The organism is Mycoplasma tauri (assembly GCF_016925555.1).
Classification (GTDB): domain Bacteria; phylum Bacillota_I; class Bacilli_A; order Mycoplasmatales; family Metamycoplasmataceae; genus Mycoplasmopsis; species Mycoplasmopsis tauri.
Map to the genome: position 1 here is coordinate 700,157 of NZ_CP070479.1, position 22,192 is coordinate 722,348.

General features: G+C 27.6%; 20 protein-coding genes and 2 tRNA genes. 9 read left to right on the forward strand and 13 right to left on the reverse strand.

Translation table 4 applies throughout. The features are described from left to right. Nucleotides 1-5: 5 nt before the first annotated feature. The 3 genes from gpmI to JS510_RS03055 all read left to right on the forward strand — a co-directional run bounded on the left by gpmI (nt 6) and on the right by JS510_RS03055 (nt 3,307). Complete coding sequence (gpmI, locus tag JS510_RS03045) at nt 6-1,502, forward strand: 2,3-bisphosphoglycerate-independent phosphoglycerate mutase (protein ID WP_205517286.1); 1,497 nt, start codon at nt 6-8, stop codon at nt 1,500-1,502. Continuing rightward, on the forward strand, nt 1,502-2,422 hold the full coding sequence (locus tag JS510_RS03050; RefSeq protein WP_205517287.1) for a Cof-type HAD-IIB family hydrolase: 921 nt from the start codon (nt 1,502-1,504) through the stop codon (nt 2,420-2,422). Before gpmI ends, JS510_RS03050 begins: the two co-directional genes overlap by 1 nt. Before the next feature lie 189 nt (nt 2,423-2,611). Beyond that, nucleotides 2,612-3,307, forward strand: a complete 696-nt coding sequence (locus JS510_RS03055) for a hypothetical protein (protein ID WP_205517288.1) — start codon at nt 2,612-2,614, stop codon at nt 3,305-3,307. 35 nt (nt 3,308-3,342) lie between these two features. Here the strand turns inward: JS510_RS03055 and JS510_RS03060 are convergent. Next, a tRNA-Ser gene (locus JS510_RS03060) sits at nt 3,343-3,432 on the reverse strand. 82 nt (nt 3,433-3,514) lie between these two features. Here JS510_RS03060 and JS510_RS03065 point away from each other — a divergent pair. Further along, a complete protein-coding gene (locus tag JS510_RS03065) occupies nt 3,515-4,051 on the forward strand; it encodes an MHJ_0274 family protein (RefSeq protein WP_205517289.1) in 537 nt (178 codons plus the stop codon). Further along, a complete protein-coding gene (gene pgsA, locus JS510_RS03070) occupies nt 4,035-4,670 on the forward strand; it encodes a CDP-diacylglycerol--glycerol-3-phosphate 3-phosphatidyltransferase (protein WP_205517290.1) in 636 nt (211 codons plus the stop codon). Before JS510_RS03065 ends, pgsA begins: the two co-directional genes overlap by 17 nt. A 41-nt stretch (nt 4,671-4,711) precedes the next feature. On the opposite strand, the gene JS510_RS03075 is transcribed toward pgsA, so the two are convergent. The 8 genes from JS510_RS03075 to JS510_RS03110 all read right to left on the reverse strand — a co-directional run bounded on the left by JS510_RS03075 (nt 4,712) and on the right by JS510_RS03110 (nt 12,593). Then, nucleotides 4,712-5,623: a phosphatidate cytidylyltransferase gene (locus JS510_RS03075; RefSeq protein ID WP_205517291.1), complete on the reverse strand. Its 912-nt coding sequence runs from the start codon at nt 5,621-5,623 to the stop codon at nt 4,712-4,714. 28 nt (nt 5,624-5,651) lie between these two features. Further along, nucleotides 5,652-6,278, reverse strand: a complete 627-nt coding sequence (locus tag JS510_RS03080; RefSeq protein WP_205517292.1) for a hypothetical protein — start codon at nt 6,276-6,278, stop codon at nt 5,652-5,654. Between the two features lie 62 nt (nt 6,279-6,340). Beyond that, entirely contained in the window at nt 6,341-6,856 is a 516-nt protein-coding gene (locus tag JS510_RS03085) for an adenine phosphoribosyltransferase (protein WP_205517293.1), read from the reverse strand. A 17-nt stretch (nt 6,857-6,873) separates the two neighbouring features. Then, on the reverse strand, nt 6,874-8,679 hold the full coding sequence (infB, locus tag JS510_RS03090) for a translation initiation factor IF-2 (protein WP_205517294.1): 1,806 nt from the start codon (nt 8,677-8,679) through the stop codon (nt 6,874-6,876). Continuing rightward, entirely contained in the window at nt 8,658-8,957 is a 300-nt protein-coding gene (locus tag JS510_RS03095; protein WP_232841059.1) for a YlxR family protein, read from the reverse strand. Before JS510_RS03095 ends, infB begins: the two co-directional genes overlap by 22 nt. Beyond that, nucleotides 8,941-10,575, reverse strand: a complete 1,635-nt coding sequence (locus JS510_RS03100) for a NusA N-terminal domain-containing protein (protein WP_205517296.1) — start codon at nt 10,573-10,575, stop codon at nt 8,941-8,943. The genes JS510_RS03095 and JS510_RS03100 overlap by 17 nt, the downstream gene beginning before the upstream one ends. Nucleotides 10,576-10,577: 2 nt before the next feature. Further along, the gene (locus tag JS510_RS03105; RefSeq protein WP_205517297.1) at nt 10,578-11,036 is read right to left on the reverse strand and encodes an LSm family protein; all 459 of its coding nucleotides are present in this window, start codon (nt 11,034-11,036) and stop codon (nt 10,578-10,580) included. Between the two features lie 186 nt (nt 11,037-11,222). Then, nucleotides 11,223-12,593: a M17 family metallopeptidase gene (locus tag JS510_RS03110; protein WP_205517298.1), complete on the reverse strand. Its 1,371-nt coding sequence runs from the start codon at nt 12,591-12,593 to the stop codon at nt 11,223-11,225. Between the two features lie 105 nt (nt 12,594-12,698). Here JS510_RS03110 and JS510_RS03115 point away from each other — a divergent pair, with 105 nt between their 5' ends. From JS510_RS03115 to JS510_RS03130, 4 genes are all read left to right on the forward strand, one after another. Further along, nucleotides 12,699-13,706 (forward strand): ECF transporter S component, encoded by a 1,008-nt coding sequence (locus JS510_RS03115; RefSeq protein WP_205517299.1) that lies wholly within the window; start codon nt 12,699-12,701, stop codon nt 13,704-13,706. A 44-nt stretch (nt 13,707-13,750) separates the two neighbouring features. Beyond that, nucleotides 13,751-13,826, forward strand: a tRNA-Lys gene (locus tag JS510_RS03120). 159 nt (nt 13,827-13,985) lie between these two features. Beyond that, on the forward strand, nt 13,986-15,827 hold the full coding sequence (locus tag JS510_RS03125) for a ribonuclease J (RefSeq protein WP_205517300.1): 1,842 nt from the start codon (nt 13,986-13,988) through the stop codon (nt 15,825-15,827). Next, nucleotides 15,793-18,216 carry a DUF2779 domain-containing protein gene (locus JS510_RS03130; RefSeq protein WP_205517301.1) on the forward strand — a complete coding sequence of 808 codons (2,424 nt, stop codon included), beginning with the start codon at nt 15,793-15,795 and terminating at the stop codon, nt 18,214-18,216. Before JS510_RS03125 ends, JS510_RS03130 begins: the two co-directional genes overlap by 35 nt. 49 nt (nt 18,217-18,265) lie before the next feature. Here JS510_RS03130 and gatB read toward each other — a convergent pair whose 3' ends face one another. From gatB to JS510_RS03150, 4 genes are read right to left on the reverse strand one after another with little or no spacing between them, the layout of a single operon-like run. After that, on the reverse strand, nt 18,266-19,687 hold the full coding sequence (gene gatB / locus JS510_RS03135) for an Asp-tRNA(Asn)/Glu-tRNA(Gln) amidotransferase subunit GatB (protein WP_205517302.1): 1,422 nt from the start codon (nt 19,685-19,687) through the stop codon (nt 18,266-18,268). Next, entirely contained in the window at nt 19,680-20,999 is a 1,320-nt protein-coding gene (locus JS510_RS03140) for an amidase family protein (protein WP_205517303.1), read from the reverse strand. Before JS510_RS03140 ends, gatB begins: the two co-directional genes overlap by 8 nt. Further along, nucleotides 20,999-21,307: an Asp-tRNA(Asn)/Glu-tRNA(Gln) amidotransferase subunit GatC gene (locus JS510_RS03145; RefSeq protein WP_205517304.1), complete on the reverse strand. Its 309-nt coding sequence runs from the start codon at nt 21,305-21,307 to the stop codon at nt 20,999-21,001. The genes JS510_RS03140 and JS510_RS03145 overlap by 1 nt, the downstream gene beginning before the upstream one ends. A gap of 1 nt (nt 21,308) precedes the next feature. Continuing rightward, nucleotides 21,309-22,160, reverse strand: a complete 852-nt coding sequence (locus JS510_RS03150; protein WP_205517305.1) for a pseudouridine synthase — start codon at nt 22,158-22,160, stop codon at nt 21,309-21,311. Nucleotides 22,161-22,192: the final 32 nt, after the last annotated feature.

Sequence of the window (22,192 nt, forward strand, 5' to 3'; positions counted from 1 at the left end):
GTTTTATGAAAAAAACAATTTTAATAGTTATTGACGGACTAGGATTAAGAAATGAAATACAAGGCAACGGTTTTAAGCTTGCACACACTCCAACTTTTGACAATCTTTTTAAAAACTATCCAAATAGCATAATTCAAGCTAGTGGTGAATATGTTGGATTACCTAGTGGTCAAATGGGAAATTCAGAGGTTGGTCATATTAACATTGGAGCAGGAACAGTTGTTTATACTGGCCTAAGTTTAATAAATAAAGCAATTGCTGATGGTGATTTTGAGAAAAACAAGGTTTTCTTATCAGTTTTTGATGATATTTTAAAAAATGATTCAACACTTCATCTAATGGGTCTCTTAAGCCCTGGTGGTGTACATTCATTAGAAAATCATTTGTTCAAAATTTTGGATATGGCAAATGCTTATGGCTTAAAAAAAGTATCAGTCCATGTATTTGGTGATGGCCGTGATGTGGCTCCAAAATCAATTATTCCATCGCTACAAATTCTATTAAATAAATGCAATGAATATGGGTATAAAATAGCTACAATTGGCGGAAGATTTTATGGAATGGACCGTGATAAAATGTTTGACAGAGTTCAAAAATGCTATGATGCTTTACTTGGCAAATCACAAGAAGAGTTTTTAGACCCAATTGAGTATGTAAATGAACAATATTCTAAAGGTATTTATGATGAATTTTTAATTCCTGCTTGCAACAAAAATGCTAATTTTATTAAGGATAATGATTCAATTATCTTCTTTAACTTTAGACCTGATAGAGCAAGACAACTTTCACATCTTTTTCTTAACACGAAACTTTATGAATATAAAGCTAATAAACAGGTAAAGATTTCAAAATTTGCATCAATGATGAAATATGAGGGAATCGATACTTTGGTTGCTTTTAACGAAATGGAAATCTCAAATCCAATAGGTAGGGTTTTAGAAAAAGCAGGAAAATCACAATTAAGACTTGCTGAAACTCAAAAATATGCTCATGTTACATATTTTATGGATGGTGGTAATGACATTATTTTGAATAATTCAAAAAGAATCATGGTGGATTCTTTAAAAGTCGAAAGCTATGCAAATGCTCCGCATATGTCTGCCAAAGAAATAACTGATGAACTTATTAAAAATTGTTTAGATTATGATATGACAATTATGAATTTCGCAAACCCTGATATGGTTGGTCATACAGGCAATTTAAAATCAACTATTGAGGCAGTTAGTTTTTTAGACACGCAAATAAAGAGAATTATTGAATTTGCAGAAGCTAATAATATAACTGTTTTCATTACAGCTGATCATGGAAATGCTGAAATTACTGAAGATGAAAATGGCAAGCCCGCAACAAAGCACACTAGCAGTCCTGTTATGTTAATATGTTCTGATAAAACTATAAAACTAAAAGATGGTAAATTAGCTAATGTTGCTCCTACAGTTTTAGACTACATAAATATTGAAAAACCAAAAGAAATGGATGAGGAGTCTTTACTTATTAGATAATGAATTTAACAGAAAAAAAATTAATTAAAAGGATAATTTTCAGTGATGTAGACGGAACAATTTACACATACCCAGATAAACAAATCTCTAAATTTACAAAGCAAGATATTTTAAATGCTATAAATAATGAAGATATTGAATTTGTTCTAAACACAGGTAATCCTCTTTTGCCTAAATTAAATAAATTAGCTGATGAAATAGGTGTTCGTTATATTATTTGTGCTAATGGTGCATCAATATATGATAATTTTAATCATGAGGTTATATACGAAGCTTCTTTCAACTCATTAGATGTAAAAAAGACATATGATTTAATTGCAGAATTTAACGAAAATGGCTGTTTTTTTGGTAAAAACGGATATCACTTACTTTCTGATAATCAGCAAACAATAAACTTTTTGAGTGATTTTTTTGAATTTTCAAATTGAGAAGATAAGTCAAATAAACCTCATGAAGAAATTCATAAAATTGAAATCTATCCAAAAAATAGTGAAACAAAAAATTTAATTGTTCACAGATTAAATGATATGGAAATTGAAGCGGATATTGCTGTTATGACACACCATATAGAGTTGACACCAAGAAATATTAACAAGGGAACAGCAGCTTTATGATTATGCAACAAACTTAATATAGATTCAAATTATGCAATGAGCATTGGAGATAGTGGCAATGATATACCAATGCTAGAACTAATTGGTTATTCATATGCTATGGATAATGCACCTCAATATGTAAAAAATGTTGCTAAATTCTACACTAGTGACGTTCTTCAAAATGGACTAGGTGAAGCAATAAGGGATTACATCCATAGAACACGCCTTCCTTTATTGCAGCAAGAAAAGCAATTTGAAGTTATAAAAAAACAGCAAAAAGCTAAAAGAGATGCTTATTATAGAGAAAAAGCTAAACAAAAATAATAAATTGAACACAAGCAATGATAATGTTTGTGTTTTTATATAAAATAAACTTACTACATAAATAATAAACATTTACAAAAAATGCTATTTTATAGGGATAAATGAATAAGTTAATTAAAGATTAACTATTTTAATATTAAATTTTATATAATTAATAATGTAAATAAATTTTCTTATATAGGCGGTGAAATGATTGTAGAAAATAAAACAAAAATAAACAATAAAAAAAAGAATTTTTACAGATGATCTACTTGATTTTATTATATGAACTTGCAAAGATCTAGATGGCCTTTTGCTCTATGATCTTCACTTGCTCTATTATTCTTTGTTCTATTTACAATTTGTATTTGAATAATAAATTTATATTCTAATAATTTAACAATCACTATTTTGCTACCTTTTCCAGCCTTCTTATTAATCTGTATTGGGATATCATTTGTTATTTGAATTATCCTAAAATGCAAAATTCTAAACATTAAAACTCAAGAAGATTTAATTAATCTCAAAAAAATTTTAATTACTGCTTTGTGTTTTAATCCTTTTTTCTTTATATATCTTTCTTTAATAAATAAAAAACATGACAAAATAGATGAAAACAATGGCCTTTCCATAAATGAACAAGAAAATATTTTATTCTCAAAAGTCAATAAATTTAATTATAGTTCTGAGCACTCTGGGCAAACACATTCATTTGTACTAACAGCTCAATACACTGCTATAAATGAAGAACCAAATAAAACTAAATATGAAAACATACAACACCACAAAAATACAAAATTTAAAAATAAAAATAGTGAAATCAACTCTGTTGATACATTGATAAATAATTATGACCCTGGATGAGAACCTATTGAATTAGATGAAGAAAAAAAAATAAACTGGTAAAACCAGTTTTAGTGATAAATGATTTTACATTTATATGGCCGGCGATAAGGGATTTGAACCCTTGAATGATTTACACCATTATCTGTTTTCGAGACAGACCTCTTCAGCCACTCGAGCAACCGCCGTTTTTAGTAATTTAAACTAATTATTAAATTATAGTTTAAAATATTTAAATAAACTAGATTTTTAGTTATTGGAAGGATTTATATGGATGCATCATTAACAATGTGAATAATTTTAGGCACACTTATATTAATTATTTTGAGTATGTTTATAGTAAGTGCAGTTAAAAGTTCAATTAATAAAAAAAGAAAAATAAAAAAAGACGCTGCTTTTAGTGAAAATTGCAAAAAATATACTGAATTATCAATAATAAAACTAAATGCTTTAATCACTGTTAATAAAGAGTATTTAGAAAAATTTGAACCCTCAATTGGATCATTTAAAATGAGTGATTTGGTTAATGTTGCAGGCAAATATTTAGATGAAATTCAAAATGATATGAATTTTAGAGAATATATAGTTAACTCTGATACAACATATGAATTTCTTAAACATTTTGTTAAACTATCACACACAAGAAGCAATAATTGAGAAAAAAAGTGCTTTGATGTCATTGATTATTTGAATCGTGAAATGAAATCTATTAGTGAATTCGTTATAACAGAAAACAAAAATAATTATCTTGAAGAAATTCGTAATTTTTATAAAAATAAGTTGGTTAAAAATGAATCTGCCCAATAAATTAACTATATTTAGACTGATTATGTTTATTCCACTTTTAATATTAATAACATTATTTGATATTTTGGTTAAAAAAACAATACATTCATATGATATTGCAGGCAGAATAATTCTATCTCTTATTTTATTGATATTTATTGTAGGAATGATCACTGATTTTTTTGATGGTAAAATTGCTCGTAAATTTAATCAAGTTACATCGTTTGGTAAATTATGAGATCCTATCGCTGACAAATTAGTAATAACTACTTTGCTATTATTTCTTTCAATTTATGGCTATATACCATTTTGAATAACTATAATTTTTGTGGCTCGTGATTTGGTTGTTGATGGATCAAGAATTATTATGGCTCAAAACAAAATAGGAATTGAAGCTTCTATTTGAGGAAAATTGAAGACATTTATGCAAACATTTGCAATTATTTTTGTATTAATAATCGCTATAACATATGATTTTTCTAGTCCAAAACACCTTTTTTATAGTGCTAAAGGACAAGATTATTTATTTTGATTATCTTTATATTTAATAAATATTCCAATAATTGTATCTTTATTCTTCAGTATACTATCTGGATATAAATATTTAAAAACTATTAAGCCATTTTTAAATACAAAATAAATAAAAAAAATAGAGAGTGAAACATAAATATCTCTATTTTTTTATACAAATTTATATATTAATGCAATCATTGTTACTATGACACACAAACTATCAAATCTATCTAATATGCCGCCATGTGCTAAAAGAATCTTTGAATAATCTTTAACAGCATTTAATCTTTTTAAATAAGAAAAGTACAAATCTCCTATAACAGCAGCAAGTGGAGCAATAATTGCTGCAATTATTTGTAAAAACACTTGTCCACCAAATAGATTAAAACCAAATATAATGCTTGCAGAAAAAATTAAACAAAGAGAAACACCAACAATAAAACCTTCTCATGTTTTTTTAGGAGAAATATTAGGAGCAAATGGTAAATTTATTCATTTTTTTCCAAATAGTAATCCACCAAAAAAACCACCAGTATCTGTAACTACTGATGCTCCAAATAACAATATAATTAATTGCCAATTATAAAATGAAATATAAAGCAAAAATATCATACTATTAGTTATAAAAAACAAAGAAAATCAAATATGTAAAGCTCTAATTATTCTATCTGCAAATGTCATATTAACCCTTGTTGATAGCTCTATTAGTAAAAATAATAAAGTTATAATTGTAAAAATAATTAGATTAACTCAATTAAACAACGCTTCATTTGTGTATACTTTTAACTTATCTACACTTATCTGATTTGGAATATTTCTTAACAATTCCATTGATGTGTTAATTGGCATAAAAATGCACAATATAATTGCAAAAGGCAATAAATAAATTATTCATTTAGGTAGCCTAAATGCTTTAAATAATTCATAACCAATAACCCATGTCATCATTGATACAAATAGATAGCAAATTATTCTAATTTCATAACTTTTGCTTCCTAAAATTTCTCCAATAACAACAAAAGAAATTATAAATATTGCGAACAAAATGCCTGGTATAACACGCTGTTTTAAAATATTCATAATTTAATTATAAAATTAAAATTAATTATTAATAATAAATATCGTTGATATATGTATATTTATTTTTTAAATAAATCATTACAGGATACATACTAAATATAATCATTGCACCAAAAATAGGCTCAAATGTAATATTAACTATATGAGAAGGAATTCATAACTCAATAGGCACTATCCCATTTTTACTAAGTGGCACACCTGTAATATTTTCTCTAATATACGCATGTGCAAAAACAAAACAACTATTTAACATTGCAGCAAAAATAGCTATCACCACTAATTTTCACACTTTAGGATCTCAATTAACATTGAATACTGAAAATAAAAGAAAAACTACAATCGCAGTCTCAACTCTTGGGAGAACCGAAAGATCAAATAATTGATACTTTGCAACACCATAAATAAAAGCCGCTATTAAAGACGACATTCCAAAAGAAAATCCAGAAACAATATTTCCCAAAAAACCTAAATGATAGGTAGCAATGACAATAATTACAGTGCCATAAGTTAACTGTGTATGTCCTAAATGTATAAACCCTATATTGGGAGCTATAGCACAAAGAATAAATCAACTGACATATACAGATAGTGCTGTTAATTTGTAAATACTACTTGTTCTATTGTTTCTAACTCTGCGATGCTTATTTTTATACATAATGGTTATTATATTCCAAAATAAATAAAAAATCAGCTATATGCTGATTAATATATTTTCTCTTAAAATTTTACAAGCGAAACAATATCGAAATCTCCTTCAGTTTTGAGAAAATCTCTACCGTTTAATTGTTCTAACTCAAGAAGTAAAATAACTTTCTTTACAATAGCCCCCTGATCTTTAAGCAATTTTATTATTGCTTTTAAAGTGCCACCTGTTGCTAAAACATCATCAACTATAGCAACAGTTTGCCCAGGTTTGATAAAACCGTCTTGAATTTGTAAAATATTATTGCCATATTCTAAATCATATGATTTTGAAATTACTTTTCCAGGTAACTTACCAGGTTTACGAACCATAATAAATGGTTTACTCAATTTTGCAGCTGTAGGAGTACCAAATAAGAATCCCCTTGCATCAGGTCCAACTATTACATCTACATCTTTAGCTTCTTCTGAAATCAATTCAATTGTTTTATGTAATGCTTGACCGTTTGCTAATAATGGAGAAATATCTTTAAACAAAACACCTGGTTTTGGAAAATCATTAACATCTCTAATAAATTTTTTTAAATCCATAAATTCCTTTTACATCTTTATTGAGATACAGGAACATCTTCAAAGAATTCTAATATATCATCTTCTTGTACATCATTAAATTTCCTAATATGTGTTCCAAAATCTTTTCCTTTTTCTACTACTTTAACATCATTTGTTTCTCTTTTAAGAGACTCAATAACACCTTCGTGAATCAATTTTCTTTTTCTAAAAACTTTAACTTTGCAATTTGCCTTAACAACACCATCATCAAGCATACATCCAGCGATTGTTCCAACTTTTGAATAGAAGAAAACTTTAATACAGTGCGCAGAACCAATTTTTTTCTCTTCATATACAATAGGCTTTTCACCATCAAGAATTGTCTGTACATCTTCAATAATCTTATAAATAACATCATTTGAAATAATTTTTACGCCCGCTTGCTTTGCCGCTTGCTTCGTATTTGGAGAAATTTTAATATTAAATGTAATGATCATCGCATTAGAAGCTTGAGCTAATAAAATATCGCCACTTGTTATTTGACCAACTTGTGTCCCAATAACTCTTATAGCAGCTTCACTATTTTCCATATCACTAAGTTTATTTTTAATAGCTTCTGCTGTTCCTTGCATGTCAGCCCTAATTAAGACATTAAAAATCTTTTTACCAGAATCAAGCTGTACATTTTGATTTTTTTCATACAATCCAATACTCTTATCGATTTGTGCTTTATTAGTTGCTAATTTCTTTGCATATTTTTCGTCTTCAAAACCAATAAATCTATCGCCAGCTAAAGGCGTGTTATTCAATCCAGCTATTTTTACAGGCATGCCTGGTTCTGCAAAATCAACAAATGATCCGCCAGGGCTTTTAATACTTCTTATTCTTCCATAAGAGGACCCTGCAACTATAAAATCTCCCTTATAAAGAGTACCATTCTCAATAATAACAGTAGTTATTGAGCCTACACCTTTATCGATTTTACTTTCAATAACTGTACCAACTGGATATCTATTTGGATTTGCTTTTAAATCCAAAATATCAGCTAATAAAATAATTGCATTAAATAAATCATTAATTCCTTCACCTTTTAATGCTGAACCATAAACAACTTGAACATCTCCGCCATACTCTTCAATTAAAACATCAACTTCCATTAATTCACGTTTAATTTTGTCAAGATTCTTCTGAGGTTTGTCCATTTTGTTAACAAAAACAATAATAGGTACATTTGCCGCTTTAGCATGTAAAATAGCTTCTTTGGTCTGAGGCATAACCCCATCATCAGCAGCAACAACTAAGATGACAATGTCTGTTACTTTTGCGCCTCTAGAACGCATTTCTCCAAATGCTTCATGACCTGGAGTATCAATAAAAGTTATCTTATTCCCATTATGCACAATTTGATATGCGCCGGTGTGTTGTGTAATACCAGAACTTTCAGTTTCAACAACATTAGTTTTTCTTATATAATCGATTAAAGAAGTTTTTCCATGGTCAACATGTCCCATAACTGTAATAATTGGAGGCCTTTTTATTAATGACTGTTCAGAATCATTAAACTTAACTTCATTTAGAAAATTACCTGCATCAATATTTTCTTCTTTTTTAAAGTCTAGACCTTGTTCAAGACATATTTCGGCAATTTCTTCCTCTTCCAAAATGTGGTTAATCTGATAAAACTTACCTTTTAAAAGAAAACGTTTAATTAAATTATTTGCGTTTATCCCTATTTTATTAGCAAATTCTCCAAGTGGCATTTTATTCGTAAAAATAAATGTACCATTCACAACCTCTGTTTTAACGTCTGATAATTGCTCTTTGATTTCATTTGTATTACTTATTCTGTTTTTCTTAGCCATTTTTCCTCCTTCAAAATTTTTTCAATGTTGTTGTAAGTTTCTTTGGAAACAGCAGTTCTAAAAGTTTTATTTAAGCATTTCTTTTTAACAATAATTTCTCAATTTTTTTCAGTCGGTATAAAATACGCACCACGGCCTTTTAATTTTCTACTAAGATCTAATTGAATAATTTGCTCACCCTTATTATAATCAAATCTTAACATTTTGCTTTGTAACTCTATAAGTCCAGATGCAATACATTTACGATTAAAATCTTTGATTTTATCATTCTTCATCATTAATGTCACTCAAGTCTATTCCTTCATCAAGTCCAAAATTGCTCAAATCATTGTCAATTTTGAAATTTTTAGCTACATCTTTAGCTTTTTTATAATCAATTAAGTCTTCCTTAATTTTTTCTACTTCAACAACTGGTTCCTCATTAAATTCTTCACTATCTAGTGAGTCAACTTCACTTTCTAAATTACCATAACGCTGTATAAGTTCGTCAAACTCAAGACCATGATTTTCTTGATCAAAGAATTCTTGTTCTTTTTCTTTGAAAGCTAAAATATCTTTATCAAAGCCCTCAAAACTCAACTCAAGACTATTGAAATTATTATTTCTCTTAACATTTCTTCTTGAAGGAGTAAAATCTGACCTTAATGGTTTTTTAATAGATGTTTTGTATCTTTTTTCAGATCTTATAAGATCATCTATTTCTCTTGCTTTATCCTCATCAAATTCAATTTTCAAAGATTTTGCTTCTTCAGTTGTTATGACATCAAAATTTAAACCAGTGAGCTTAGAAGCTAGTGTTGTATTTGATCCTTTCTTACCAATCATTGCAGATAAACCAGATTTAGTTGTTATAGCATAAAATGTATTTTTATCATTGCCCTTTTGAACTAACGAAACTAAATGACCAGGTTCTAAACATCTTCTTATAAACTCTTTTACATTATCTGAATGTAAAATAATATCAACTTTTTCATACTTTTCAGGATCTAATCCCTCGTTAAGCTCATTAAAAATTAAGTTTATTCTTGATGAATTTTGTCCAATAATAGCACCATAAACATCAATATTTTCATTACCTTCTGTAGCTCTGAAAACAGCTTTTGTTCTTTCACCAGGACTTCTTATAATATTTACAATTTCAATTTGTCCATTTGCTATCTCAGGTATATTTTTAAATAAAATTTTCTCAACAATTTTTGGTGAATCAAGTGACACAGTTATTTGACTTAATTTTGTTTCTTCATCAACTGATTCTATAACAACGTCAAAAATTGAGCCTGGATTTATAGCTCTAGCAGCACTAATTAAATTAGCTGGTAAATGTGCCATAGTGCCATCTTCGTTTATTTGAACATTTCAAGAACCTTTTTTATTTTTAGAAATAAAGGTTGCCTTAACAGTTTCTCCTATTCTATTTGAATATTTTTCATAAATTATTGATTTTTGTAATCTTTTAACGGCTTGTAAAATTGAAGACTCAATAATTTTTGGTATTTTTTGAACACTAGGATTATTAGAATTTTTTAAACTAATTAAATCAATTTCAATTTTTACAGTATCTCCAACTTCAACACTTTTGTTTATCTTTTTAGCTTCACTGAGTGATATATTGAAAAATTTAACAGTAATTGGGTCATCAAACATAATATCAGCCATATCATTATCACTAATAACTATTGCTTCAGTATTAAAAATTCTTATTTCCTCTTTATCTTGATTAAGCTCAAAAACAATATTGGCTTCAGGGTCAATATTTTTTTGAACTATTCTATTTACTTCTTCTGAAAAAATTTCTATTAACTTATCAATAGGAAATTTTTCTTTCTCATTAAGTCCATGAATAATTTGATATCAAATTTTTGGGCTATTTATTTTGTTATCTAATTGTTCTTTCATAACTATAAATCCTCGCTTTTATTTTTTACCATTGATTCAAAATTTGCATTTATACTACTAATATTTTCTTTTAAAATATTAACTTTTCTAAATTGGCCCTTGCAATTTCATCTTAATAAAATACTTGATTCGCTAACTTCTAATAATTCTCCAGTATAGAAGTCTTTTTTATCAACATTTTTAATTAATTTAACGTCAAGTACTTCACCAATATGTGACTCTAATTCATCAATTTTATAATTAGAATCAAAACCAGGAGAATGAATTGATATTGCTTCAAATTCAAGTTCAACATTTAAACCATCAACATATGAATTTATTTCATTTGTTAATTCATTAATTGATTGAATATCAGTGTGGCTAACAGTAACGTCTAACAATTTCATACTATTTTCATTTAAAAATTTAACATCAATGATTTGATCACCAAACTCATTAATCAATGTTTTTCTTCAGTCCATTTTTCTCCATTTAAAATAATAAAGAGTTGGATTTCTCCAACTCGTTGTTTATATATAACTACGATCAATTAAATTATAACAAAATAAGAATTTAAAAATATTTAATTTTTTTATCATGTTTTTTTACAAAAAAATCTATAAAAAAGAAGTTTTAGTTTATTAAATATTCTAATTATCCATGTCAATTTAATTTAAATTAAGCTCTACTAATGTTTTTACCATAATTCCTTGAGGCTCTTCATTAATTTCTGCTGTACCGGCCACATCAAGATGAATAAACTCAATATTGTCTGTGAATTCTTTTAAAAACATTGCAGCTGAACATGATCCAGCATTACCTGAAAGGTCAGTATTCTTCAAATCTGCAACTTTAGATGATCTAATATTTTTACCAAATTCTTCATCAAATGGCATTCTTCAAACTAATTCATGTGCTCTATTTGATGCTTTTAATAAATCATCTCAAGCCTTATCAGTTGTCGCTCATACACCAGTATAGGTTTGCCCAAGAGCAATAACAATAGCGCCTGTTAATGTTGCAACATCAACTAAACGAGTTGCGCCAAGTTTTCTAGCTCCATAAACAAGACCGTCAGCCATAACAAGTCTACCTTCAGCATCAGTATTATTTATTTCAACAGTTTTGCCATTCATTGCTTTTCAAACTGAATCAGGAATTGAAGCGTCTCCATTAACTCTGTTATCTGTTATACACATAATTGCAGCAACATTTTTCTTAGGTTTTAGCTGTGCAAGAGATTTCATAGCAGAAGCAACAATAACTGAGCCTGACATGTCAAATTTCATTGTTAACATACTTCTTGATGGTTTAAGAGAATATCCACCAGAGTCAAATGTGATACCCTTACCAATCATAACTGTTTTTTCATTTGAATCTGGATCACCGTTGTATTCAATAACTACAACACGTGGTTCATAAACACTACCTCTGTTCACAGATAAAAGTAGACCCATTTCATTTTCTTCAATTTGTTTTTTATTTAAAACAGTAACTTTTAAATTATTGTACTGAGATAAATCTTTAGCAACAAAATCTGCCAAATATTCTGAATTACAAATGTTTGGAGGTGTAATTTGAAGATTTCTTGCAAAATTAACAGATTTTGCTAAAACAACTGATTTATAGACACTTTCTTCAAGCTCTTTGCTTGTTTGTACAACATAAGGCACTAATTCATAATTTTCAGGTTTATCTCCGGTTTTAACATCATAAATTTCACCTTTAACAAAATAAACAGCACGAATAAATGCATCAGCAACCATTTCAACAGATAAAACATCTGTTGAGAAAGAATTTAAATCAACTTGATAATTTCTATTTGCATTTTGAGCTAAATTTTTAAATGTTTTTTCGAGCTCAAAAAATGTTAATTTGGTTTTGTCTTTAAAGTAAATAAATGCTTGATTTTTGTCAAAATATTCGGTAATTTTTCCTTGTTTTTTTATTAAACATTCACATTTTATTTCATCAGCAAAAGTTGCGGATAATAACATGTAATCATTTCTTTCAACACTAATTTTTTCAAATAAATTCATATTTTTTTCTAACCTTTCTAAAATAAAATTAGATTAATAAACATTTTACCACTATTTAATTTTAAAATCTATATAATAAGACAATTAAATAATGTGCGAGGAAACATGAAAGAACAACGCCAAAGCAATATAAAAAAATTATTCTCTAATTTTTATATTTTCCCTAAATTAACCATTAGATCTATTTCATTTATAGGAATTCTAATAGCTAGTTCTGTTGTTATTTTTATTGTGTTTGCATCATTTGTACCTTTTATATCAATTCCAAGTTATAAAATAAGTTTTATTGGTTTGCCTATTAAAATTAGTGGGTTTATTTTTGGCCCATTTGTGGGTGGCTTTGTTGGTTTAATAAGTGATTTAATATCATTTGCACTATTTCCGACTTTTTACAACATTTACTATACATTGGCAGCAATTATTGATGGGGTTATAGCAGGATTAGTTGGTTTTATTTTTCTTAAAATATTAAAATACATGTTTGGTGGCCAATATCAAGATGCGAATTATGAAAACAAAATTTATAAATTAACAAGAAAATTAGAGAAATTAAGACTTGAAGATATTAATAGCAAAAAAATAACAAAAATCGAAAATAAAATCATATTAATAAATGAAAAAAGAAAAGTTAATATGGTAATAGGTTCTCATAATAAGTTATTAAACGTAAATCTTCTTTCATCAATCTTAACTGTAAGCCTCATTATTTTGATAATTTCTTTCCTTGTTTTTAAAGTGATTGATGCTGAAGTCATAAAAAATTATGGTTTCGGACTACCAAAATTAGGCCTTTTCTTTCTTATGTCATCTGGATACTGTGCTATGATCATTTTTTTAATAGTTGCAAGATTTAAAATGCAAACGAAAAAGTACTTAGTTATAGTGCCAATTGTAATTTTTTCAGCAATTATAGAACTTATTAATGTCCCTCTTTTATCATATGCAGATTTTACTGCAACTACAGGATCAAATGGTTCAGGAAAAATAATAACATTTATGTTCCAACACATTTTATTTAGCCCTGTAAAAATATGATTTAACATGTTTATTATTTTTTATACATTTAATGTTGTTAGTCCATTAGTTAGCAAAAACGATGGAATCATGTATTAAATCATTTGTTTCATCAATTATGGTATAATTTAAATGATTTTTATGCGTCGTTAGCTCAGTCGGTAGAGCAGCTGGCTCTTAACCAGCGGGTCACAGGTTCGAACCCTGCACGACGTACCATATTTCAAAGATGAAACCTATAAATAACCTTTATGGTTATTTTTTTATATTATTTCAGAATATTTGATATGATAAAAACAATAATTTTCATGTAAAAATTAAATTAATAATTTACTTATTATCAATAATATTTTTTTTAAAAAAATCTTAGGAGGTCTTATGACACCGACTCGCTTAATTCCTATTGGTGGCGTACAAGAAATTGGTAAATCAACATTAATTATAGAACACAATAACCAAATTGTAATTATTGATGCTGGTATAAAATTTGCAGATACAGCAACAACAGGAATAAAGGGAATCATCCCTGATTACAAATATTTAGTTGATAGAAAAAACCAAATTGAAGGACTATTTATAACTCACGGACACGAAGATCACATTGGAGGTGTAGTTTACTTAGCAAAACAAGTCCATTTAAAGAAAATTTTTGCTCCTAGAATAGCTATTCAATACCTAAAATTAAAATTTGAAGAGCATAAAATTACTCATAAAGTAGAGTTTATTGAGATGGAAAAAAATGCAGAATATACCTTTGGAAAAGACATAAAAGTAGATTTTTGATCCGCTCAACACTCAATTCCAGATGCTTTTGGGATAAGAGTTAAAACTCCTAATGGTTCTCTAATGTGTACTGGTGACTTCCGTTTTGACTACAACCCTATTGGAGAAATTTATACAGATTTTACCAAGTTAGATCTTATTGGAAAACAAGGTTTAACAGTGCTATTTTCAGATTCAACAAATGCAATGCGTCCCTTTCATTCACCTAGTGAAAATGACATTCTTGTTGATATAGAAAAACACATGCGTTCAGCTACTAGAAAAACAATAATAACTGCATTTGCTTCAAACCTTACCCGTGTAAAAGCAATCATTGATTTGGCAGTGAAATTAAAGAAAAAAGTTGTGTGCTTTGGTAGATCAATGGTACAAGGCGTTAAAATTGGTAGAAAATTAGGCTACATAAAAGCACCGGCAAATATATTTGTTGAGAAAAAAGAGGCAGCCAAAGTACCTGATAATGAATTATTAATTTTAACAACAGGAAGTCAAGGTGAACAACTTGCTGCTCTCTCAAGAATGAGTTATGGTAAACATGCTAGCGTAAAAATTGAAAAAGGTGACATGATTATATTTTCATCAAACCCAATTCCTGGAAATAGAATGGTTGTTGAACTTCTTATAAACAGACTTGCAAAATTAGGTGCCATCATAAAAGAAAATGGACCTGATGGCTATCTTCATACTTCAGGTCATGCTTACATGAGTGAACATGACAAGATTTTTCAATTAACAAAGCCTAAATTTTTCCTACCTTATCATGGTGAATATAGAATGTGCATGACCCATGGTGAAAGCGCTGTTAGAAATGGAGTCGATCCAAAAAACATTTATATCCCTGAAAATGGTCAAGTTTTTAACATGATAAACAACACGATAATACCTACTAATGAAAAAATAGAATATGGACCAATTTATATTGATGGTATTTCTACTTTTAGTGTTAATGGAGCTGTTCTTAAAGAAAGAAACCTATTAGCAAGTAGCGGTTTTGTAAATATTGTAATGACAATAAATAAAAACAAAAATGAAATACTTGGTAGAGCACAATTAATTAGTCGTGGAAGTTTTTATGTAAAAACTTCACTACCTCTTGTGGAAGAAGCTAAAAGAATAGCACATGGTGCAGTTTTATACCATATTAGGAACAAGGAAAATTGAAACGTTACTGAACTTAAACAATTAGTCATAGATCGCCTAGAAGCTCTATTTTATAAAGAAAAAAGAAGAAGACCAATTATAATACCTGTTTTCTTATTCACTGACGAAGAAGATGAACCAATGCTAAAAAATTCATCTTTTAAATTTAAAACCAAGGAAAATGATAATCAAAAAAATGAAAATATTGAAAATACATTGAATGAACTAAAAGCTGGAATTTTTGGCACTGAAGAAGAAATAAATGAAGATTTCAGAGATGAAGTTGAAGATGAATAGAGATAAAAAAATAACAGAAAGACAATATATAAAATCCTTTTATAACCAAGGATATTTTTTATGAAATAGTGAGTTAGATTTTGAATCAAAATACATTACACCATTAAAATCAAAAGACACATTGAACTGCCTAAATATTTACGATGATGATATCTTAGACGAAGATGATACGGAATTAGAGGATGAAGTTGGTCAAACAATTTGAAATAATTTATTAAATATATATTTTGATACATCTATTCAAACTGTTGACGGCAACATGAATATTTTTGATAAAGTTAAAAAACAACTAAATAACTGAGCATTTGATACTCTTTTTAAAAATAAATCGATTAAAATTATTTCGTCAAAAGGTACAACTGAGTCAAAATTTTTTGAAACAAATAAAGAATTAGAAAATAATAATGTTGAAGTTCTTATAAATCCGTTTTTTACCTATAAAACAGGTGAATTTGATGTAGTTTCAAATGTTTTTGCATATGATAAAACTAATTCAACAATTTATTTATTTAAACTAAAAACATCTACAACAAATCAAAATTTATTTAGCACTAAATATGCATATGAAGTTGCAAAAAAATCATTAAATTTACCTATAAATGATATAAAAGTAATAATTATAGATACGTCTTACCCTTTAGAAAAGGGGAATGTTAAATTTATTTGTACAAACCTTTGTTATATGGGGAAAAATAAAAAATCAATAGATAGAAAAACCTGAATGGAAAAAGGTAGCTCGCTTCCAAAAAACATAAACCCATTATTTAAAAATAGACATAATTTTTCATTGTACTTTTCACAAGGATGATTATGAAATAAAAGCGATCTACAAATAACTCTTAATAATGAACCCGTTAGCCAAAATTTTAATTATTTAAAATGCATAAAAAATAATTGTGGGCTTTTAAATCCAAAATGACAATACAAAGATGGTGTTTCTAGATTTAGTTTACCTAAAAATTCAAATATTTTTGACGATAAATTATATCTTGGAAGCTTTGAAGACCAAATTGAATACATAAAAAAATCATACTTCATAAATAAACCTGATTTTTCCGAATTCACAGAAGCTAAATTTTATGGAGATTACAAAGATTACAGAGAGTCTATTGGGTTAAATTCCATTTTATACAAAAATTATGTCAATGCATTATTGGGTCAAGATTTAATGTTTAGTAAATTGGTATTCATGGATTTAAAAAGTAATGCAATTTTAAAAAATGGTTTTATCAACTCATTAAACAAACATAGAAAAAAAGTGGAAATAGCAAAAAAAATAGATGATTTTATTAACTCTTATGCAATAGAAAAATATTTAAGCTCTTTACATATAAAAAATGAAAAAATTGTTTGATATGACTATGAATCATTTATGAGTATTATTCCAGTTTTCGATGATTTTGTTCCATATTCACAAGTAGTGAATCAAGTTTCTATAATTGAAACAATAAATGGCAAAATCGTTAATAACACACAAGAAGATATTGTTATTGACCCGCTGAAAATTGAAATTTTTGATTTAATATTTTTACTGAAAAACCTATACGATAGGCAAGGAAATAAATATGTTGTTTATAACAAAGGATTTGAAAATTCAAGAAATCTTGAAATAGCGGAATGAGTTATACAACACCAAAATGATGATAAATTCGTACATGAATTAAAAAAACGTTTTGACATAACCCCTTATGATGTAAAAAAATTCCAAGAATACATTAACAATAATACTATTGACCTTATGGAATTATTCAAATCATATAGAGATAAAAATGAAAATGAACATTATCAAAATATACTAATTTCACTACAAAACAGCTGAAAAGATAAAATTTTAGATACTGCTTCATTTAGCAGTAAAAACTTTATAGTCGAAATGCAACAATCAAATAAAGATAGCTCAAATGTTTTATTTACAATCAATGATCAACCAGATCAAACAATTTCAAAAATTCATGAAACGGATGAGGATGAGAAAAAAGGACTAGAATCTATTCTTAATTTTAATATTTACTTAAAAGGATTAAAAGGATTTAATTCAATTAAAAAAATTGAGAAATTTATAACTGCTGAAAAGCTAAAACTTGATCATATGATTACACCTTATCCACAACTAGAGGGTGTGCATAATGGAAGCGAAGCAATGGCTTTGGCAATCAAAAGATATTGCGGTCTAATCGGTGACAATATGTGAAACAAAAATTTAGATAATCTTAAACAGTATTGTCACAACGATGTTTTAGCTATGATAATGTCATTCAATTTTGTAGAATTTTTATCAGAAAACATATTTCCTGAAATAAAAACTCTTAAATATACTTTTAATGAAAAATATCGTTATGAAATAGACAAATACAACTGAAAAATTGATATAAAAGAAAAAAGCAAGTAATTGCTTTTCTAAATAGTAAGTTCAAGCGTAACACTTGCGCTTGTCTTTTTTATTTGTGAAATTTTTTATTTAATATGCATATAGATATTTCATTTGCTTTTATAGGATCAACTTTGCCTGCAGATAATTTCATAACATTACCTAAAACAAATTTAACCACCTTTTCAGGTCTATCAATGTATTCTGAAATAACATTTTCATTGTTATTAATTGTTTCATTTACTCAATTTGTTATAACTTCTGAATCACTAATTTGCATTAAATCATTATTTATAATTAAAGTCTTAACACAACCATCATAATCCTCTAACAAAGGAATTAATTTCTTAAATGACTTTCCAGAAATAAAACCTTCATCAAGTTTTTTAATTGCATAATCAAAATGGAAATTTTGAATATTCAACCTAGATGGATGAATGTTTTTACTATTAGCCAATGAAACTATTTCAGCAAAAAATAATTTACTTAATCTATCCTTGTCTGGATAATTCATGGAATCAAAATAATCAGATAACTCATTGTCATTTATCAAACTTTTAACATAAATTTCTTGAATGCCACTATCGATATATCTCTTTTCTTTTTCCCATGGCAATTCACTAAGCTTAATAGAATTAATAAAATCATCAGTTAACTTAATAATTGGAATGTTTGGTTCTGGAAAGTACTTATAATCAATGGCATTTGTTTTTTCTCTCATTAATATTGTTGATTGTGACTCTTCATCATATCTTTTTGTGGCTTGGGTCACTTTTTGATTCTTAATAATTTGTTCTTTTTGTATTTTTATCTCATATTCAATAGCATTTTTAATTGCTTTAAAGCTATTCATGTTTTTAATTTCAACTTTTGTACCAAAAAATTTGCTTCCTTTTGGCATAAGAGAAATATTAATGTCAGCGCGTAGTGATCCTTGCTCCATTTTGGCACTTGAAATTCCCAATGATAGAGCGATCCTTCTAATCATATCAACATAAGCGACTGCCTCAGAAGAACTTGACATAACTGGTTTAGAAACAATTTCAATAAGAGGAACACCAGCTCTGTTATAATCAATTTGAGTTACATCACCATGATATTGTCTAGCAGTATCTTCCTCAAGGTGAATGCGTTCAACATTAATTCTTTTTTTGCCATTTTCAGTGTCAATTTCAAGATAACCATTTGAACCAATAGGTCTATAAAATTGAGTTATTTGAAAGCCTTTAGGCAAATCTGGATAAAAATAATTCTTTCTATCAAAATGCATTTCTTGGTCAATTGTCATATTTAAAGCTTTAGCTAATTTAACTCCATAAATGACTGCTTTCTTATTAACAAGTGGTAAAGTTCCTGGATAAGCGAGATCTATTTGATTAATAGTTGTATTTGGCTTAGCATAAAAATCATTTGGCGCTGGAGAAAACATTTTTGTAACAGTATTTAGTTCTAAATGTATTTCAATTCCTATCACTACTTCAAAATTATTCATTTTTATCTCCTCTAAGAAAATCTTCTAGCCATAATGCATGAGAAAGCAATTTTTTATCAGTATAAATTAATGAATCAATTGATAAGTTAACAAACAAATTATCTTTTTTAATTCATGGGAGTGATAATGAAGGATTTCCAACAAGATTCGCGCCCGTTAATATATACTCCATGTATCCATGATCTTTATTTTTTGTATCATCTATAAAAGGAGCTACATCTGAAGAAGCTGGATAAATAATAATGTCATATTTTCTATGTAAATCATCATAATAATTTTTAATTAATCTTCTAACTTTTTGGGCTTTTAAAAACATCTCCTCTTGATTTTCAGAATGAAGGAAAAATGAACCAAGAGCAAGTCTAATTTGTACCATTTTTCCAAAACCTTCCGAGCGCGAATTTGTCATTATTTCTTCCCAATTTTTTCCAAATTCCCTTGTTCCAAAGCCAATTCCAGATAAATTAGCTAAATTACTTGAAGCTTCTGAAAATGAAATTATTTCATAAACAGGCTTAATAGCTCTAAGTAAGTCTTCATCAGGTTTTATCATCTCAATATTTGTTTGTTTAGAAAGAACATCAACAAGTTTTTTATATTCTAAGGAAACAAATTCTTCAAGTCCCGTGACATCTAAAACACCAATTTTTTCAGGTTTAGTTTTTTCTATATTATTTATTTCTATATTTAAACTTGTCATATCTTTGTCATCTTTACCAAATAAAACTTGAGAAATAACAGCTATATCATTAACATTGTGAGCGAAAAAAGCAACCGTATCTAAACTAGAAGCAAAAGAAAAAAGTCCGTATCTACTTATTGCACCATAACTTGGTTTAAATCCAGGAACACCATTAAAACTTCCAGGTAGTCTTACTGAATCTCCTGTGTCAGAACCTATAGAAAACGAAATTTTGTCAGTAAAAGTTGCAACTGAACCACTAGAAGATCCACCAGCAAGTCTTTCCTTATCATGAGGATTTCTTATTAAACCAAAAGCGCTGTGTTTACCTGTTCCTCCAAGAGCCAATTCATCACAATAAACTTTAGCAACAGGGTTTGCCCCCTCATGTAATAATTTGTCAATTATAGTAGCATTGTATAATGGTTTAAAATTTTTTAGCATCAAACTTGAAGCTGTTGTAATTTTATCCTTTGTTGCATAATTATCTTTTATTGTAAAAACTGTGTTAGATAAAATTCCACTAATGCTAGTTGTTTTTTTCTCATATAAGGCTGCTAAACAATTGTTTTTGTCATTTTTAATTTCATTAAGAGCTTCCTCAAAATTACTAGTTTTTATAAATTTCATTATTTAACCACCTTGTTAATAGTTACATAATCATCATCATGAGTAGCGGCATTTTCTAGAACATCGCTTTTTTCAATCTTTTCAAGTTTAACTTCATTTAAGTAATCATCTCTTAAAAAATTAATTTGTGGTTGCTTATTAATATGAGTCATTGGCTGAATGCCATCTAAGTTAAATCTATCAAGGAAAGAAATTCTCTTTTGTAAATCATTTCATAAATTTTCAAGTTCAATCATAGCTTGCTCATCAACCTTAAACATTAATGATTTTGTAATTTCTTCCATTTTCTTTCTATCAAATTTTTCCATCTTACCACTCCTCATTGCACTCAAATGATTTGTTATTTAAATATTCTAAATTACCGCTTAAAGACATAAAAGTAACTTTTAAACAATGTAAAAATACTCTTTTAGCTCTTTTTCCTCCATATTTAACATCTCCATAAATTGGATTTTTTAAATATTCCATTGTTGCTCTTATTTGGTGTTTTTTACCTGTGAAAATTTGTGCATATTGTTTTTCATCTTTGCAAAAAATGTGTGTTATTATTTTTGGTAATTTAATGTTTCTTTTGCTATTAAAAGCTATCATTTTTTTCATATTTTCATTATGATCTAGATATAAATTTAATGTTACATCAGGGCCTTTATAATCACTTTTAAAAGTATATATTTTTTCAAAAAAGGTTGTTTTATTGTTTAATTCAACAAGAGTTTCATAGTTTTTAGCATATATCATTATTCCGCTGGTTACCTTGTCAAGTCTTCCTACATGACTAGGTTTAAAGCTTGATTCTTGACTAAATTTTAAATATGAAAGTACTTGATTGTCTAATGAATTAAAAGATCCATGAACTTCAACATTAGGTAATTTATTTACAATTAAAATATTTTCATCCTCGTAAATTATTTTTGATTTCAAAATTAAATTTTCATTAAACTTATATAAACATTTTTCACTTTCATCAAGACCATAAATAGTTACTAAATCTCCTTCATTAATTAAATAATTTGGATCTTTTATTCTAACTTTATTAACGATTACGTCTTTTTTGCGGAATAATTTATAAAAAACAGAACTAGGCACAGATTTGTAAATAGCTTGTAAAAATTTTAATATTTTTCTGCCTGCATCATTCTTAGAAGCAACTATCTTAATCATTTTTCCCTTAATAAAAATAAAGAAGTGCTTTT